Source organism: Prevotella sp. P5-64 (genome assembly GCF_002251285.1).
Classification (GTDB): domain Bacteria; phylum Bacteroidota; class Bacteroidia; order Bacteroidales; family Bacteroidaceae; genus Prevotella.
This window is the reverse complement of record NZ_NPJK01000049.1, coordinates 35,576-52,861: the sequence shown is the minus strand read 5'-3', so window position 1 is coordinate 52,861 and position 17,286 is coordinate 35,576. Positions and strand designations below refer to the sequence as shown.

The 17,286-nt window shown below is 49.4% G+C and carries 13 protein-coding genes and 2 tRNA genes; 8 read left to right on the top strand and 7 right to left on the bottom strand.

Going from position 1 to position 17,286, the window contains the following annotated elements; genetic code table 11:
- Positions 1–15 precede the first annotated feature (15 nt).
- Together CIK87_RS09455 and CIK87_RS09450 are read right to left on the bottom strand one after the other, a co-directional pair.
- Positions 16–90 (bottom strand) — tRNA-Glu (locus tag CIK87_RS09455).
- 30 nt (positions 91–120) lie between these two features.
- Positions 121–208 (bottom strand) — tRNA-Ser (locus tag CIK87_RS09450).
- Between the two features lie 97 nt (positions 209–305).
- Here CIK87_RS09450 and CIK87_RS14045 point away from each other — a divergent pair.
- Together CIK87_RS14045 and CIK87_RS09440 are read left to right on the top strand one after the other, a co-directional pair.
- Positions 306–728, top strand: a complete 423-nt coding sequence (locus tag CIK87_RS14045; RefSeq protein WP_144008167.1) for a hypothetical protein — start codon at positions 306–308, stop codon at positions 726–728.
- Between the two features lie 45 nt (positions 729–773).
- Positions 774–1,994, top strand: coding sequence for a site-specific integrase (locus tag CIK87_RS09440; RefSeq protein ID WP_094386960.1), 1,221 nt, complete (start codon positions 774–776; stop codon positions 1,992–1,994).
- 388 nt (positions 1,995–2,382) lie between these two features.
- Here CIK87_RS09440 and groL read toward each other — a convergent pair whose 3' ends face one another.
- Positions 2,383–4,002, bottom strand: a complete 1,620-nt coding sequence (gene groL / locus CIK87_RS09435) for a chaperonin GroEL (RefSeq protein ID WP_094386959.1) — start codon at positions 4,000–4,002, stop codon at positions 2,383–2,385.
- Positions 4,003–4,050: 48 nt separating this feature from the next.
- Positions 4,051–4,323 carry a co-chaperone GroES gene (locus tag CIK87_RS09430; protein WP_022310156.1) on the bottom strand — a complete coding sequence of 91 codons (273 nt, stop codon included), beginning with the start codon at positions 4,321–4,323 and terminating at the stop codon, positions 4,051–4,053.
- 304 nt (positions 4,324–4,627) lie between these two features.
- Between CIK87_RS09430 and CIK87_RS09425 the strand changes: the two genes are divergently transcribed.
- Both CIK87_RS09425 and CIK87_RS09420 read left to right on the top strand, forming a co-directional pair.
- Entirely contained in the window at positions 4,628–8,626 is a 3,999-nt protein-coding gene (locus tag CIK87_RS09425) for a DUF4062 domain-containing protein (protein ID WP_158216228.1), read from the top strand.
- A 96-nt stretch (positions 8,627–8,722) separates the two neighbouring features.
- Positions 8,723–9,628, top strand: coding sequence for a LysR family transcriptional regulator (locus tag CIK87_RS09420; protein WP_094386957.1), 906 nt, complete (start codon positions 8,723–8,725; stop codon positions 9,626–9,628).
- Positions 9,629–9,686: 58 nt separating this feature from the next.
- On the opposite strand, the gene nspC is transcribed toward CIK87_RS09420, so the two are convergent.
- Positions 9,687–10,853, bottom strand: coding sequence for a carboxynorspermidine decarboxylase (gene nspC / locus CIK87_RS09415; RefSeq protein WP_094386956.1), 1,167 nt, complete (start codon positions 10,851–10,853; stop codon positions 9,687–9,689).
- Positions 10,854–10,962: 109 nt separating this feature from the next.
- Between nspC and CIK87_RS09410 the strand changes: the two genes are divergently transcribed.
- Genes CIK87_RS09410 through CIK87_RS09400 form a run of 3 tightly spaced genes read left to right on the top strand, consistent with a single transcriptional unit; the run spans position 10,963 to position 13,064 of the window.
- Positions 10,963–11,571: a thiamine phosphate pyrophosphorylase gene (locus CIK87_RS09410; RefSeq protein WP_094386955.1), complete on the top strand. Its 609-nt coding sequence runs from the start codon at positions 10,963–10,965 to the stop codon at positions 11,569–11,571.
- A gap of 36 nt (positions 11,572–11,607) precedes the next feature.
- Positions 11,608–12,546, top strand: a complete 939-nt coding sequence (locus tag CIK87_RS09405) for a ribose-phosphate pyrophosphokinase (RefSeq protein ID WP_022310162.1) — start codon at positions 11,608–11,610, stop codon at positions 12,544–12,546.
- Positions 12,546–13,064 carry a TlpA disulfide reductase family protein gene (locus CIK87_RS09400; RefSeq protein ID WP_254046541.1) on the top strand — a complete coding sequence of 173 codons (519 nt, stop codon included), beginning with the start codon at positions 12,546–12,548 and terminating at the stop codon, positions 13,062–13,064. The genes CIK87_RS09405 and CIK87_RS09400 overlap by 1 nt, the downstream gene beginning before the upstream one ends.
- 118 nt (positions 13,065–13,182) lie before the next feature.
- Here CIK87_RS09400 and axeA1 read toward each other — a convergent pair whose 3' ends face one another.
- Both axeA1 and CIK87_RS09390 read right to left on the bottom strand, forming a co-directional pair.
- Entirely contained in the window at positions 13,183–14,589 is a 1,407-nt protein-coding gene (axeA1, locus tag CIK87_RS09395) for an acetylxylan esterase AxeA1 (RefSeq protein WP_094386953.1), read from the bottom strand.
- Between the two features lie 62 nt (positions 14,590–14,651).
- Positions 14,652–15,383 carry an SDR family oxidoreductase gene (locus tag CIK87_RS09390; protein WP_094386952.1) on the bottom strand — a complete coding sequence of 244 codons (732 nt, stop codon included), beginning with the start codon at positions 15,381–15,383 and terminating at the stop codon, positions 14,652–14,654.
- Between the two features lie 124 nt (positions 15,384–15,507).
- Between CIK87_RS09390 and sppA the strand changes: the two genes are divergently transcribed.
- Complete coding sequence (gene sppA / locus CIK87_RS09385) at positions 15,508–17,286, top strand: signal peptide peptidase SppA (protein WP_094386951.1); 1,779 nt, start codon at positions 15,508–15,510, stop codon at positions 17,284–17,286.

The window sequence follows — 17,286 nt, the reverse complement described above, 5'->3', positions numbered from 1 at the left end:
GGCACAGCCTGATTTTGGTACTCGGTAAGGGAATCGAACCCTTATGCCAAGATTGAGAATCTTGTATCCTAACCGTTAGATGAACCGAGCGTAAGGTCGCATCATGGAGAACGCTTGCTGCGGAAGGAGGGGGATTCGAACCCCCGGTACGGTAAACCCGTACGTCAGTTTAGCAAACTGGTGGTTTCAGCCACTCACCCATCCTTCCTGGGGGGTCAAGTTTCCTTTAACCGAGCATTGTTCTCAAATGCGATGCAAAGGTACTAACTATTTCTGAAACCTCCAAACATTTTCCATTCTTTTTTTTGAATATTTTTAATGCTTCAGCGGCTTGCAGCCTACAATTGGCTAAGTTTCATAGAGTTGTATTAAACTTATTTTTAACATTGCCATTGGGCGATTTACATTGCCAAAGTTCCGCATCGGATACATACGCCCCAAAAGCGCATTTGCAAGCAGAAATGACCATCAACGGAATCGTAGAGGGTATCTCTGCAAGAATTATGATTACCTCTGCAAAATTTATGATTAACTCTGCAAAAATTATGATTAACTCTGCAAAAATTATGATTACCTCTGCGAGATTTATGACCATCTCTGCGTCCAGCGCATTTATCCTGCGCTTCTTGGAGCATACTCCCCCACCCGCCACGCACCGCGCGCGGGTGACGGAAGAGACATTCACCGAGGCAGACAAATACTTTGTGCAGACCTCTGCCGTTTTATAGTGTGAGGCGTTACACTTACGACGCCTGTTATAAACTCTAACAACTATGGCAACTATTAAATTGAAATTCAGGACTTCATCGAAAGATGAAAAGGAGGGTACTCTGTGTTACCAGGTCATTCACAAGCGCAACGTGAGATGGATTACGACAAGACACCGCATCCGTGCCAGCGAATGGAACCGTCGCACAGCCTCCATCACGCTCACCGGCAATCGAGAAAGAGACTGTCAGCTGCGGCTGATACAATCGTCGGTAATCTGGGAGATGGAACAACGGAAGCGAATCATCAGACAGATGGAAACAGAGACCAAGGACTATACCATCGAGATGCTCTTCCAGGCGTTTGAGCATCTGCCGGAGTGTGTCACCGTGTTCGACTTCATGCAGAAGCAGATAGACAGGAAGCTGGAGATGAAGCGCTTCGGCACCGCGAGGACCTATGCCAACACTCTGCGCAGCTTTCGCGAATTCCGAGGCAACAATGACCTCACGTTCACCGAACTCACGCAAGAAATGATGGAGCAATACGAAGCCTGGATGACCCATCGCGGACTGAAGCAGAACTCTATCAGATTTTATCTGCGCACGCTAAACACGCTGACACGCAAGGCTATCGACGAGCATCTGATGGAAGACCGTCAACTCTTTGCCAAAGTGCGTCTGTCGTATGTGAAGACGACAAAGCGTGCCATCACCGAGAGCCAGATAAGGCGCATCGAACGGCTCGATCTATCAGGAAAGCCCGCGCAAGCACTGGCGCGCGATATGTTTATGTTCAGCTTCTATATGCGTGGCATGTCATTTGTGGATATGGCTTTCCTGCGCAAGGCAGACCTGAAGTATGGCATGCTGAGCTACTGCCGACGAAAAACCAACCAGCACCTGACCATCGCGTGGCATCGGGCGCTGCAGGACATCATAGACAGATATGCCCACCTCACCCGCAACACGCCTTATCTGCTGCCCATCATCACCCAAACCGACGGCACGGAGTACAAGCAATATCGCAACCGGGAAGAGTGTATCAACAGGGCACTGAAGAGCATCGGTGTGGCTGCGGGACTCAAGATTCCGCTCACCACCTATGTGGCGCGACACTCGTGGGCAAGCATTGCGCGCAATATGAATTTCTCCATCGCCATCATCAGCGAGGGCATGGGCCACCAGTCCTACCGCACCACCCAAATCTACCTCGACTCCATCGACACCGCACGCATAGACGATGCCAACAACCGCATCATCCACAGGATAAGCATGGGGAAATAAACGGGCAGGCGACAGACCGACGCAATACAGTCACACCCGTGTCGGCAGTTATGAGCAATGCGAAGCACGCAGCCTCATCATATTGGTACACAATGGTTTGCAACACTCTCTAAACCACATATAAAGTAAATGCGAACCATGAATTGCCAAATTCAAGGTTTGATTTCACCGTTTCAGAGTTTGCATTACACAACTCACACTTTGAATTCATGATTAAAGGCATCAGAGTAGAGATGCCACCAAGCATAGCCACTAAGCAAGAAACTGGCTGAAGCCGCACATTGCCCAACTATGAAATCCCCGTGACTACGCCCACCACAAACCACGAAAAAAGCGGCCAAGACACAATGGTCTTGACCGCTTTCTATATATACGTTTATCTATTGGTTTACATCATGCCAGGCTGGGCGGGCATAACTGGAGCCTTCTCATCGGGCTTGTCGACGATAAGGCACTCGGTGGTAAGGAACATACCAGCGATAGAGGCAGCGTTCTCAAGAGCTACACGAGCAACCTTGGCAGGGTCGATGACACCGGCAGCACGCAGGTCTTCATAGATGTCCTTGCGAGCGTTGTAACCGAAGTCGCCCTCGCCCTCACGTACCTTGTTGACTACGACAGCACCCTCGCCACCGGCGTTGGCTACAATCTGGCGCAGAGGCTCCTCGATGGCGCGGCATACGATATTGATACCAGTCTGCTCATCGGCGTTGTCGCCCTTGAGGTCCTTGAGGTCCTGCTGGGCACGGATATAAGTGGTACCACCACCGACAACGACACCTTCCTCGATGGCTGCACGAGTAGCGCAGAGTGCGTCGTCAACGCGGTCCTTCTTCTCCTTCATCTCAACCTCAGAGTTGGCACCCACATAGAGCACTGCTACACCGCCAGCCAACTTGGCCAGACGCTCCTGCAGCTTCTCCTTGTCGTAAGAACTCTTGGTGGCAGCAATCTCGTTCTTGATCTGAGCCACGCGGTCCTTGATGTTCTCCTTGGCACCGTGACCGTTGACAATAGTAGTGTTGTCCTTGGTTACATTAACCTTGTCGGCAGAGCCCAGCATTTCGAGAGTAGCCTGCTCCAGCTTGAGTCCCTTCTCTTCGCTGATGACTACACCACCAGTAAGCACAGCGATATCCTCGAGCATGGCCTTGCGACGGTCGCCAAAGCCAGGAGCCTTGACAGCGCATATCTTCAAGCCACCACGCAGACGGTTGACAACCAGAGTGGTGAGAGCCTCAGAGTCTACATCCTCGGCGATAACCAGCAATGGACGGCCGCTCTCAGCAGCAGGCTGCAGGATAGGCAGGAAGTCCTTGAGGTTGGATATCTTCTTGTCGTAGATGAGGATATATGGATTCTCCATAACACACTCCATCTTGTCGGCATCTGTCATGAAATAAGGTGAGAGATAACCGCGGTCAAACTGCATACCCTCTACGACACCGATATTGGTGTCACGGCTCTTGCTCTCCTCGATAGTGATTACACCGTCCTTGCTGACCTGACGCATAGCATCGGCGAGCAGCTTGCCAATCTCAGGATCGTTGTTGGCAGAAACGGTAGCCACCTGCTCAATCTTGTCGTAGTTGTCGCCAACCACCTCGGCATTGGCCTTGATGTGCTCTACCACCTTGGCAACAGCCTTGTCGATACCTCGCTTCAGATCCATAGGATTGGCACCGGCGGTAACGTTCTTCAGACCCTCGTTGACGATAGCCTGAGTAAGGATGGTGGCAGTAGTGGTACCATCACCAGCATCGTCGCCAGTCTTGGAAGCCACGCTCTTAACGAGCTGGGCACCGGTGTTCTGGAACTTGTCCTCGAGCTCCACCTCCTTGGCTACGGTAACACCGTCCTTGGTAATCTGGGGAGCACCAAACTTCTTCTCGATAACTACATTGCGACCCTTAGGACCGAGAGTTACCTTTACTGCATTGGCCAACTGGTCAACACCCTGCTTGAGCAGGTCACGGGCATCTGTATTGAACTTGATATCTTTAGCCATGATTCTATTTCCTTTCTTATTGTTATAAATGAAAACGGTAAATACTAATTATTCCTCAACAACAGCGAGCACGTCGCTCTGGCGCATCATCAGATACTTTTCGCCGTCATACTCAATTTCGGTACCTGCATACTTGCCATAAAGTACCACATCACCTGCCTTGAGTATCATGGCATCATCCTTGGTGCCCTGACCTACGGCTACGACCTTGCCACGCTGTGGCTTCTCTTTAGCTGTATCGGGAATAATGATTCCACCTACTTTTTCCTCGGCTGGTGCGGGAAGAACCAGCACTCTGTCTGCTAATGGTTTAAGTTTCATAATCTAATATTTTTAAGAGATTTATATTTTTTATTTTATCTATCTGCCATCTTGTCTGCCAAAACTGTGCCAATCCTGTCAGTCATGACAAAAAAAATAACAATTCACTGCATTTTTATGGGTAGCTTGTCAGCATTGCTCCTAATTGTGTCACATTTTGGCGTCCGCAATGGCAGTATTCCCAGGCATCACTGCCTGCTCCGCACCACCTGCCCGCAAAGAAAAAGAGGGAAAAAGTTGGCAAGTCGCGATATTATCCGTAAATTTGCGAATATATATCTTAACCACCTATACTCTCACGACTATGGCCCAAAACTATAAGAACATCAAAATCTTTATCAGCAGCACGTTCTGCGATATGGATGCCGAGCGCGACGCCATCATGAACCGCGTATACCCAGCAGTGGCACAAGCGTTGGCTCCCAAGCACATCCACGTTGACTTCATCGATCTGCGCTGGGGCGTAAGTACCCAGCAGATAGCCGAAAACGAGCGCGAGAACCATGTGCTGCGCGAGTGCATAGACAGCATCAACGAGTCGAGACCGTTCTTCATAGGACTCTTAGGCGACAGATACGGTTGGGTTCCGTCGCAAGAGAGTTGGGACTGCATCATCGACGGCATGAGTGACCATGAAAAGCAGTTCATCAACCAAGACACTGCCGAAGCCCGCAGTGTGACAGAGCTGGAAATGCTCTTCGGTTCGCTCATAGACAGTGACAATCTGCATCGCAGTCTGTTCTGCTTCCGCAACCCTGCGGTATATGAGCACATGGACAAGGAACACCTATTTATATATATACAGGACGACGAAAACGCGCAAAGCCATCTGGCCAGACTCAAGAAGCACATCATCGAAACCATGTCGAGCCACCAGCTCAAGCGCAATGTGTGCCAGTATGATTGTCAATGGGACGGCAACCGCCTGTGCGGCATGGATGGACTGGTGGACTTCCTCACCCAAGCGATTGTCCAGGAGATAGAACTCTATGAGTGTGAGAGCGAAGAGGGAAACCCCGAGAATGAATACGACTCGACTGCCGCGCGCTTTGATGCCATCATGGACCACCATGACGCCAACTTCTGCGGGCGCGAAGACTTCGTCGCCAACCTTACCGATGTGGCAGCCACCACCCAAGCTAAAGCCATCATGCTGACAAGCCATTATGGTCTGGGCAAGACTGCCCTACTCTCCCACTGGTATCGGCAGCTGTGCAAGGACGACCGCTTTCTGCCCTACATCTACTTTGCCGACCGTCAAGGCAATCATGGCAAAGTGGAAATGCCACTGAAATACTGGTTGGCAGATGAGCGTACCGGTGCCACGCAACGTTTCGGCGCTGAATCCCAATACGAATTGGGGTTGCTGGCCAACAAACTGGAAGAAGCCACTGCGGCTGACAGCCGGCGCAAACTGCTCATCATCGACGACATACACCTGCTGGACAACTACCACAAATGGTTTGACCCTCGGCTCTTCGCTGACGACACACTGATAATATGTACTGCCGACAGCGAACAAGCCCCTCGTTTCGAGCATCTGTGCGACAACATTTATCTATTGCCTCCGTTGAGCACGGACACTGCGCGACAGCTCGTCGAGACACGACTGCAGCGGGTAGGCAAACAACTGCAACCCGCCGTAATGAAAACTCTGCTGAGCAAACAAGAGGGGAAAGTAAAGCCTGCCGGCATACCGCTATGGAGCGTGATGATGACCAGACAGCTGGTCTTGCTCGACGGCAACTACTTTGCCCAACAGCGCAAACGCCAGGAAGAAGATGCCGAACTCAAGATACAAAACTCTCTGATAGACATCATCGCACAGGCGCCTATATATCCCGAGCAGCTATTCATGACTTGCGTAGAGTCGGCTGCCACATTCGTAGACAGGCAGTTCGTCTTGGACGTGTTGCGCTTCATCGCCATCACTGAATTCGGAATCCGCCCGCAAGACCTGAAGGCACTGATGGGCGAGAAATGGGACAACCTGAAATTTGCCGAACTCAAACGCCACATGGGAAGCCTGCTGGCAATCGATGAAGAGAGCGGCACGATAGACTTTGCTTACAGTAATTTCAGAAGCGAGATATACATCCAAGCCGGAGAGCAGCTCGCTCCCTACTTCGCCGCACTTATCACTCATCTGGGCGACATCTCTAAAAACGAGATTGACAGCAACATCATTGGCAACGAAATACCCTATCTTGCGGTAAAATATGCCACTGCCGCCGTAATGGACTACATTCTTGACAACGACCGCGGTCATCTGCGCGACAAGAGCGTCTATGCACTGGCAGACCTGACATTCAGAAAGTCACAAGTGGTAAAAGCATGGATGGAACTGGCAGCAGAGCGAAAGCCCAAGGAGACGATAGCGCTTGCCACCCTGATTATAAGAACCCACATGGGCTGCCGGCACTACACCGCCGCGGCCACGGTCGCCTCATGGGTTATACCCAAGATAGACAGTGGCAAACTGGACCAGGAGGCACGCCGCGACTACTATACCTTGGTAGTTCTCTATATGGAGTCGCTCTACCAGACGGGACAATATGAGAATGCCGCACATCTGTCAAACCATCTGCTGTCAGAGTGCTACAACGAGCTGGACAATCCAGACTACTACGAGATATGCGGCATGGCTATTCTGGTAAAGACACGCATCGAAAGCAAGAACCCCAACGAGCATACCCTGGGGTGGGCTGCGAAGGGCAACGACCTGATGGACCGTCTGGTGCTGGAAATGCAACAGGTGCAGATGATTACTTACCTGCGCGAGTTGAGCGAGATATATCTCTCCATCCCAGGAGTAAACGAGCCAGAAGCGGAAAACAGGGCACAGTTTGTTGATGATTACCTGTCGGCTCCGCAATGGATGTACCATCTATACTTTATGATTGCACCGCTGAGGAAATATGCTGAAATGCTGGAGCAGCATGACGATTTCGCCGCTGCCATCCTACGCCAACAGGCTGATGACTACGAGCAGACCCTACTCAACGCCTATCCCGACAATCCCCTCTTCAATGGAAACTGCTCTATCCCCTGTGAGCAAGACGGGCACGAGCCCGACAGCTTCTCCCGTAATTTCCCTGAGAGTCTGAACCACTACTACAGCCAGAAGAACCCGTCGATAGAAGACACGCTCAAGCTGCAGATTGCCTTTTATCGTATGTGCAGCCATACCGAATGGAAACTGAAAGAAAACAGAAATCGTGGAGACAAAGAGCAAGAACTACATGAGTTGCAGAGACTCAGCCTCGACATAAACCATATGCAAGCTACAGGTGTAACATCACCGTTGGTCATGATGGGCTATTCGTTGGCAAACAGCTGCATGGCCTACTACTATGAACAAATGGGCGACAAACAAAACATGATGTATCACAACAAGCAGCATGAATACGCACTGTGCGAAGCCTACTGTCTCTATCCCAACATCGCAGAACTGAAGCGCCGCTATGCTGCTGCGATTGACGAGACCGGTCGCCTCTTCCTGATGCTGTATGATAACTTCAAGGCAGCCGAAAAGTGCTATGCCAAGGCCAACGAGATGTTTGCCCAGCTCTTTGAGCAATCGCAGGAGGGAACACTCGTGGACGATATGGCGCTGAGTACCTACAATCTTACGACCATCTATCTGATGCAAAAGGACTATAACAAGGTGTGCGATACGTCGGCGAGGCTGCTGTCTATACCGCAGATAGAAAGCCGCATCGGACAGCAGGACTTCTTGGCTGGCATCTACGAAAATCTGTCAATGGCAAAACTCGCCATGGGCGACTCTACTGCGGCCAAGGAATACCAACTCGCAGCCAAAGGCATCTACAAGCGTCTGCTCGAGGAGCATCCAGACAACGAGAAATACATGAGAGACGTGGCGATAAGTTGTATACGCCAGACCGAGCTGCTGATGTCTATCGGCGGAAAGGTGGATGATGCCATCGCCGAAATCAACGAGGGCGAGGATATGCTGAAACGGGTGCTGACTCTCATCCCCAACTCGCCCAAGGCCATCAACAACTATATAGGTCTGCTGTCGTGTAAGACAAAACTGTATATACGACTGCACAACAGCGACAGGATGATAGAGGCATACGACAAGTTTGAGGCACTTACCCTCAGAAATATTATCGAGACACGCAACCCACAGCACATCCCACTCATGCTCAGCGAGATGGAATCGTTTGTCGTCACCGCACAACAGTCCAAATGGGAGGAGATGGCACATGCCTTCATGGAAGTAAAGCAGCAAGCGCTGAAGCACCTGGTAGAAAACCGTCTGATAAAGCCGCAATAGTCCAAAGGCAACCTGGGGAATAAGAAAAACCGGCACATCAATGATGAGTTTGGCAAAAAATGAGTAATTTTGCAACATATTATTAGCATTGAGAATATGGAACTGAGACAACTCAAATACTTTCTGAAACTTGCCGAGAGTCTGAATTTCTCTTCGGCTGCCAAGGAGCTGTTTATTACCCAAAGCACGCTGTCGCAACAAATTCTCAATCTCGAACGCGAATTTGACCAACCTCTCTTCGTACGCAACAGCCACGAGGTGCAGCTCACTGAGGCTGGGCGGCTGCTTATGCCCCATGCCCAAGAAAGCATCAATGCTGCCGAAAACTGCATAACTCTTGTGCAGGAACTCAAGCACATGCTTGTGGGCGAATTGAATGTAGGAGTGACCTTCTCGTTCAGCAATATCATGGCCGAGACCATGGCTGAGTTTCTGAAGAAATATCCCAATGTCAAGCTCAATGTATGCTATGACTCCATGGCTGTGCTTATGGAGAAACTGCAGCACCATGACCTGGATCTGGTCCTGGCGTTCAAGCCCCTAAAGACCGACAACCGCATCGACAGCGAGGTCTTGTTTCATACGCACGCTTCGGCAATAGTCAATGAGTTTCACCCACTGGCCCGCCAGTCGAAAGTGACGCTGGAAGAATTGCAGAAATATGGATTGGCGCTGCCCGCGATAGGCTTGCAGGCTCGCAACGCTTTTGAGAAGGTGATTGAAGGCAATGACATCACCTTCAAAATCAAATCGGAAATCAACAACGTGAACCTCCTGTTCAAGCTCGTCAAACAGACCAATTATGTGACCGTGCTGGCGGCGTCGACCGTCATCGGCGAGAGCGGCGTCTGCGCCATTCCAATAGACCTGCCCGAAGCCGACATGGAAGGATGTATCCACACCATGAAGAACGGATATACGAAGAATGCCGCACGCGAGTTTATCAATATGCTACACACCCCCGCAACTCTGTGGAAAGAAATAGCCCTGCCCAATGGATAAATCACATTGAGCAGGGTTGTACCTTATTATATATAGATGACTGTAAAGGGAAGCAGACTTAATCCATACGATTCCGATAGTCTTCGTAGGTGAACTGGCGCAGCACTTCCAATTCATTGTCGGTATGCAGCAGGGCTATCGACGGATGGCTGATGCCATTGAACATACAGGTCTTGACTGTGGTATAATGCAGCATATCCTCAAAGATAACATTCTCGCCTACTTGCAGTTCATGGTCAAACTGCCACATTCCCATAAAATCGCCCGACAGACAACTGTTTCCTCCGATACGATAAACATGAGGAAGGGATGCGTCGGCATCCATGGGCAAGGAATGAGCTCCACGTATTTCAGGTTGGTAAGGCATCTCGAGACAGTCGGGCATATGGCAGGTAAAGCTGACATTGACAATAGCTGTACGAATGCCCTTATTCTCAACCACATCTACCACTTGTGACACCAATGGTCCTGTCTGCCAACCGAAAGCGCTACCCGGCTCAAGTATGACATGAAGATGGGGATAGCGGGCATGGAAGCCTTGAAGCAAACGTATAAGCCTGTCGACATCATAGTCAGCGCGGGTCATAAGATGGCCACCACCGAAGTTAATCCACTCAATCTGCGGGAACCACTTGGCGAATTTCTCCTCGATATGCACCAAGGTGCGCTCAAAGACATCAGGTCCGCTCTCACAATGGCAATGACAATGGAAGCCACGGATATCGGACGGAAGAGTGGCAGGAAGTGCGTCGGCCATAACACCAAACCGGGTGCCTGGCGCACAAGGATTATAGAGGGCAGTACCCACCTCGGAATACTCGGGGTTGACACGAAGTCCCAGCTGGATGGTAGAGTCTATCTCCCTGACCCGCTCATGATAACGGGAGTACTGAGAAAGAGAATTGAAGGTAAGATGGCTGGAGCAACGGGCGATATCATCAATTTCATAATCGGTATATGCAGGCGAATAAGTATGCGCGCGCGCTCCGAACTCATGAAAAGCCAGCATAGCTTCGCCCAAAGAACTGGCTGTAGTCGAAGAGATATATTCACGGAATATAGGGAAAGTCTTCCACAGAGCGTAGGCTTTGAACGCCAATATAATCTCCACGTCGGCTTCGGAAGCCACACGCTGTATCAGCGCCAGATTTCTACGCAGTCTCTCTTCCTCCAGAATATACATTGGGCGATGGATTTCGCCATATGTCAGTCTATTTACCTTCATCACTGTCTTAACCTAAGTCTATATTTTGGTACAAAGTTAATTTTTTATTTGATTATAATTGCAGATTTAATGGTTTTTTCATACATTTGCATCGTAAAAACGAATGTAGATGAAACTAGTCATAATGACCAAGTCCACTTTTTTTGTGGAAGAAGACAAAATACTAGCCAGCCTCTTTGATGAAGGTATGGACAATTTGCACCTTTTCAAGCCAGGTTCATCGCCCATGTATTCTGAGCGTCTGCTCACATTACTCCCTAAAGATTTTTATAAGAAGATAACCGTCCACGAGCATTATTATTTGAATAATGAGTACCGCCTGGGCGGTATACATATAGACAACCCTGCCGACATTGCCCCCAAAGGTTTCAAGGGTCAGCTGGGGCGCACATGTTCAGACTTGAGCATGTTGCGACAGATAAAGAAGGAAAGCAACTACGTCTTTCTGAAGAATGTCTTCGACTGTATGGAATTCCCGGAAGAGAAATCCAACTTCAATCTTAATCAATTGGAGGATGCGGCCAAAGCCGGGTTGATAGACAAGAAAGTATATGCCTTGGGAGGAATGAGTCTGGAAAGGATTCGCATTGCCAAAGCCTTAGGTTTCGGTGGTGTAGTGATATGCGGAGACCTGTGGAACAGATTTGACATACACAACCAGATTGATTTCAAAGAGCTGATTGGTCACTTTCAGCGTTTACGCAAAGCAACGAACTGATAAAAACCACTTGTATAATTAAAATAACGCATAAAAATGAGTGAGAAAAACTCTTTTTTGGTGTTCTCGGGAACAAACACGAGATACCTTGCAGAAAAAATCTGCGCAAGTCTGAATTGCCAGTTGGGTAACCTTATCATTACCAAATTCTCTGACGGTGAGTTTGCTGTATCGTACGAAGAGTCTATCCGTGGTCGTGATGTATTCCTGGTGCAGAGTACATTCCCCAACTCTGACAATCTGATGGAGTTGTTGTTGATGATAGACGCAGCCAAGCGCGCATCGGCAAGACACATCAATGCGGTAATTCCCTACTTCGGATGGGCACGTCAGGACCGCAAAGACAAGCCACGCGTAAGCATTGGTGCCAAACTTGTGGCCGACCTTCTGAGTTGTGCCGGTGTAGACCGCGTCATTACAATGGATTTGCACGCCGACCAGATTCAGGGATTCTTCGACGTACCCGTAGACCACCTCTACGCATCTGGCGTCATCCTCCCCTACCTGCAGAGCTTGAAACTCAAGGACATGGTTATCGCCTCTCCCGACGTAGGTGGCTCAAAGCGCGCCAACTCGTATGCCAAATATCTGGGCTGTCCACTGGTGCTGTGCAACAAGACCCGCGCAAGAGCCAATGTGGTAGAAAGCATGCAGATTATCGGTGATGTGAAAGACAAGAATGTCATCATCGTTGACGATATGGTTGACACCGCAGGTACCATTACCAAGGCTGCCAACATCATGAAGGAAGCCGGCGCAGCCAGCGTGAGAGCCTGTGCTTCACACTGCGTAATGAGCGGCCCCGCCAGCGACCGCGTACAGCAGTCCGAACTGGAAGAGATTGTATTTACAGACTCTATCCCCTACACCAACCGCTGCTCCAAGGTAAAGCAGCTGTCTGTAGCTGATATGTTTGCAGAGACCATACGTCGTGTGGTTGAAAACGAAAGCATCTCTTCACAGTATCTGTTATAATGAAGATAACTTATAAGACACTACTTATTGGAGTGGCAACCGTCTTGTTTATGGGCGGTTGTCACTCCAATGCGTCTAAGGCCCCTGTCGAAAGCAGTGTAGCGAAAGACACGATAGCCAACGTACAACTCTATGACCTGCAGCGCAACACCGCCAACCTCTATGACGAGATAAGCAAGAACAAACTTACCGTAATAGACTTCTGGGCATCCTGGTGTGGTCCTTGCCGTATGGAGGCGCCCAACCTGATAGAGATATACAACGACTATAAGGACAAGGGGCTGGGATTTGTCGGCATCTCGCTTGACGGCGAATACAAGAAATGGACGGAAGGCATCGAACAGCTGCAATTGCCATGGCCGCAATACTCGGACCTCAGACAATGGGATGACACTCTGGCAAGAATGTATAACATTGAAAGTATTCCACACACAATCATCGTCAACAGCAAAGGCGAGATTCTGGCCCAAGGACTGAGAGGAGATGAGTTGAGACACTTTATCGACACCCAACTATAAAACGCGGAGTATGGCTGTATCCATGATAATAGCCATAACGCAAAATATACAAAGAGAAAAGGAGACATTCGCCGAATGTGGTGAATGTCTCCTTTTCTCTTTGTTGTCCAGTACGTGCCTATTTGATAATCTCGGCTATAGCTTTAGCCATCTCGGCCGCACCTTTGGCTGACGGATGTACACCATCGCTCAACATAAACTCCGGTTTGGAAGTCATACGCTCGCGAATGTCTATAATCTCACACTTGTTCTTCTTGGCCAACTTGCGGATAATGGGGATAATCTCGTTTTCAATCACCGTATTATTGATGTCATTCGGATTGACTATCTTGTTGGAAGCAACCAAGGGAAGCATCAGATAAATCTTAGGAGAAGAAGGCAGACGCTTCAGGCTGTCTATCATCTGCTGCATATCATGGGCAAACTCCTTTCCATATTGCCAGTTATGGGCTTTGGAATCATTGGTACCCAACTTAATGATGGCAATATTGGGATTGAAATCAAGAGCCTCACGCCATGCCTGCTCCTTCATATAAGGATGGTCACCCTTGTTGAGCATGGTACGGGCGCCGACGCCATAATTCTCCACATGATAGCCTTCGCCAAGCAAATTCTGCATTTGGGCAGGATAGCCAAACTGAGAGCGCATATCAATACCCGAACCGTCGGTGATACTATTACCGATACAAGCTACACGGACGGCATCGCGGCGATGACTGGGCAACTGGTTGAGCCATGAGGTAAGATTGCCAAGCATCTCATCGTGATACTTGAACTTGGAATTAAATCCAAACCCATGTCCACCAGAGGGATAAATATAAAGCGCGCATTTGCCACCCTTGGAACGCATGGCAGAATAATAAGCCACGGCATTGGTCACAGGAGGAACGCTCACATCGTCATTGGCCAACAAGAGAATGGCGGGCGGGGTAAGATGACGCTGCACATGGAGCTGATTGCTGAATTCCTTGACGAGCTCTGGATTATGCCATTCCTTTCCCAACAGGTTTTTAGCCGAACCGGCATGACCTTTCTTCTCGTCCATCGAGATGACGGGATAGAAAAGGATGGAGAAATTGGGACGATGGGCGAAATCGGCATGGGTAGAGATAGTCGAAGCAAGATGTCCTCCAGCCGAAGAGCCCATGATTCCGACATCATAGGGATTGACATGCCATACATCAGCACTATCGCGCACCATCTTCATGGCAGCCATAGCATCGCCGATAGGAAGCTGACGGTTACCATGTGGCAAACGATACTTCAACACAAAGCAGGCTATTCCCTGCTGATTGAAATACTCTGCCCAGTCGGTACCTTCATGCTGCATAGCGACTATCCAGTAAGCTCCACCAGGGCAGACTACCACGGCACGACCGGTGGCCTTCTCTGCAGAAGGAAGGAAACAACTGAGGGTGGCCTTGCCATCCTCGCTCACCGGCACTACAAACGAACGGCTCGTAGATTGAGCCTTGACCATTATCGCACATAAAGCGATGAGAATGAATAAATAAACTCTTTTCATTGTTTTGTTAGATTATCTTGTTATTCTTTATTTTCATGGATATTACGCTCCTCGCCCACACCCTAATAACGATGCCCAAGCGGAAGATGCCGCCAAAGGCAATTGGGCACAAGGCGCCAGAAGAACACCAAAAGGCGATAACGCCAATCGATAACCACCACATGGCGCCGACGGTATATGCTGCGGACGATGTGGCGGGCCACCACTTCAGGCTTCATCTTCATGTGAAAGCCAGAACCGGCAATGAGCGCAGTGTCAACAAAACCAGGACGGATGTCAGTAAACCGAATGGGGAGTCGCTGGGAATAAGCCAACTGCTCCAAAGCCTGGATATAGGTATTCTGAAAGGCTTTGGTCGCACTGTAGGAAGGCGCCGGAGCAAGTCCTTTCACACCAGCTATCGAAGAGATAACGGCAATATGCCCTCCCCCATGCGTTTTCATATACTGAAAGACAACATTGACAAGCCGGCAAAATCCCACCGCATTGGTATTGACGGTATTCATCTCTATCTGCGACTCCAAATCAAGGTTCTGCGAGCCGATACCAGCCGCATGGAAGTACAGGTCGACACCACCAAGGCGGTCTATAAGTGTCAAAAGACGGTCAGGCGCATCAGGCATGGTGACATCGCACAGCGCATAGTCAACACGGTCATCAGCCATTTCGCGAAGAGAGACAAGAGGCTGTTCTCTACGCGCCATAAGCCCCACTTGCCATCCATCACGGATAAGACGGCATGCCACTTCACGGCCAATACCCGATGAAGCTCCTACTATTATTGCCTTTTTCATCGTAACAAAATTACGAAAAATAGATGGAAAACAGAGAAAAACTGCAGATTATTTGTTTTTTCACGCGATTTCTACTATTTTTGCATTATATTTATATATTATAATAGGTATATCACACATAAATATGAATAGTTTTATAAAACAAGTATTGGCTACGGTAGTGGGCATTATGCTTTTCTTCCTCATTACCGGCGTTATTGCCACTATGAGCTTGGTGGGAATGATTGCATCAAGCGAAGCGACAAAGAATGTAAAGGAAAACTCTGTCCTGGTCATCCATCTTTCTGGCGTGATGAAAGAACGCAGCCAAGATAATGTCCTCAACAAGCTGACAAGAAATGCCACCGGCAATCCTGGTCTGGAGAACACCTTAGCCGCCATTAAGAAAGCCAAAGACAACAAAGATGTCAAAGGCATTTATCTGGAAGCAGGCCTGTTCAGCACCGACTTTGCCTCGCTCCAGGAACTTCGACAGGCTCTGGCCGATTTCCGCAAATGCGGTAAGTGGATTGTTGCTTATGGCGAAACCTATACACAAGGTACATATTATCTGGCATCGGTTGCCAACAAAGTATATCTCAATCCCCAAGGCAGTCTGGACTGGCATGGCATCGCTGCCGAGCCTATGTTTGTCAAAGACCTGCTTGCCAAGTTTGGCGTCAAGATGCAGGTGGTAAAGGTAGGCAAATACAAGAGTGCCACAGAAATGTACACCGAAGACAAGATGAGCGACGCCAACCACGAACAAGTCAAGAGATATATCGATGGCCTCTGGGGCAATATGTGCAAGGCGGTGTCAACGAGCAGAAGTATAAGCGTGGACAAGCTCAATGAATACGCAGACAACATGTTGCTCTTTGACGACCAAAAAACACTGATTAACCGCAAGCTCATCGACGGCCTGCTCTATACTGACCAAGTGAAGGGCGTAGTCAAGAGCATGCTGAAGATAGACAGCGACGAGTCTATCAACCAGATTTCCGTTGCGGATATGGGCAATGTCAAGGAATCTTCTACCGATGGAGAAGAGATTGCCGTTTATTATGCCTACGGCAACATTGTCAACACCCCACTTGAGGCATCAGGAGGCCTGTTGGGCAACGACGACTACATCGTAGCCACCGACGTGTGCAAAGACCTGCAGAAACTTGCCGACGACGAAGATGTCAAAGCCGTTGTATTGCGCATCAACTCTGGAGGCGGCAGCGCTTATGCCTCTGAGCAGATGTGGCACCAGATAGAGATGCTCAAGAAGAAGAAACCAGTAGTAGTATCTATGGGTGGAATGGCCGCATCGGGTGGCTACTACATGAGCTGCAACGCCAACTGGATTGTGGCTGAGCCGACCACACTCACCGGAAGTATCGGAATCTTTGGCGTCATCCCAGACCGAAGCCAACTGCTTACGCAGAAGTTGGGCATAAAGTTTGACGAGGTAAAGACCAACAAGAACTCCACATTCGGCAGCAGCGCCCGCCCGATGAATGCAGACGAGCAGGCCATACTGCAGAGTTATATCAATCGCGGCTATTCCCTCTTCCTCAAACGCGTAGCGGACGGCAGAAAGATGAAGGTCGAGCAAGTGAATGAGATTGCACAGGGCCATGTCTATCTCGGTCAGGATGCCATAGGTCTGAAACTGGTAGACGAATTGGGCGGAATAGACCAAGCCATTGCCAAAGCTGCAAAGCTCGCCAAACTGGACCAATACTATACAAGCAGTTATCCCGGCGAGCCCGACTTCCTTGCGGCTCTGCTTACCGACGTACAGGAAGGCAACTATCTTGACGAGCAGATGCGTGCTGGACTTGGCGAATACTATGAGCCATTCAAGCTCCTCAAGAGCCTGAACAAGATGGATGTCATCCAAGCCCGTATGCCCTTTTACATGAATCTGAGATAA

What these genes read in the sequence shown, in the direction of transcription:
- CIK87_RS09390 (WP_094386952.1), bottom strand. Translation starts at nt 15,383, where the DNA reads ATGAAAAAGGCAATAATAGTAGGAGCTTCATCGGGTATTGGCCGTGAA.
- CIK87_RS09425 (WP_158216228.1), top strand. Translation starts at nt 4,628, where the DNA reads ATGGCCCAAAACTATAAGAACATCAAAATCTTTATCAGCAGCACGTTC.
- CIK87_RS09400 (WP_254046541.1), top strand. Translation starts at nt 12,546, where the DNA reads ATGAAGATAACTTATAAGACACTACTTATTGGAGTGGCAACCGTCTTG.
- CIK87_RS09420 (WP_094386957.1), top strand. Translation starts at nt 8,723, where the DNA reads ATGGAACTGAGACAACTCAAATACTTTCTGAAACTTGCCGAGAGTCTG.
- nspC (WP_094386956.1), bottom strand. Translation starts at nt 10,853, where the DNA reads ATGAAGGTAAATAGACTGACATATGGCGAAATCCATCGCCCAATGTAT.
- CIK87_RS09410 (WP_094386955.1), top strand. Translation starts at nt 10,963, where the DNA reads ATGAAACTAGTCATAATGACCAAGTCCACTTTTTTTGTGGAAGAAGAC.
- sppA (WP_094386951.1), top strand. Translation starts at nt 15,508, where the DNA reads ATGAATAGTTTTATAAAACAAGTATTGGCTACGGTAGTGGGCATTATG.
- CIK87_RS09405 (WP_022310162.1), top strand. Translation starts at nt 11,608, where the DNA reads ATGAGTGAGAAAAACTCTTTTTTGGTGTTCTCGGGAACAAACACGAGA.
- CIK87_RS09440 (WP_094386960.1), top strand. Translation starts at nt 774, where the DNA reads ATGGCAACTATTAAATTGAAATTCAGGACTTCATCGAAAGATGAAAAG.
- axeA1 (WP_094386953.1), bottom strand. Translation starts at nt 14,589, where the DNA reads ATGAAAAGAGTTTATTTATTCATTCTCATCGCTTTATGTGCGATAATG.
- CIK87_RS09430 (WP_022310156.1), bottom strand. Translation starts at nt 4,323, where the DNA reads ATGAAACTTAAACCATTAGCAGACAGAGTGCTGGTTCTTCCCGCACCA.
- groL (WP_094386959.1), bottom strand. Translation starts at nt 4,002, where the DNA reads ATGGCTAAAGATATCAAGTTCAATACAGATGCCCGTGACCTGCTCAAG.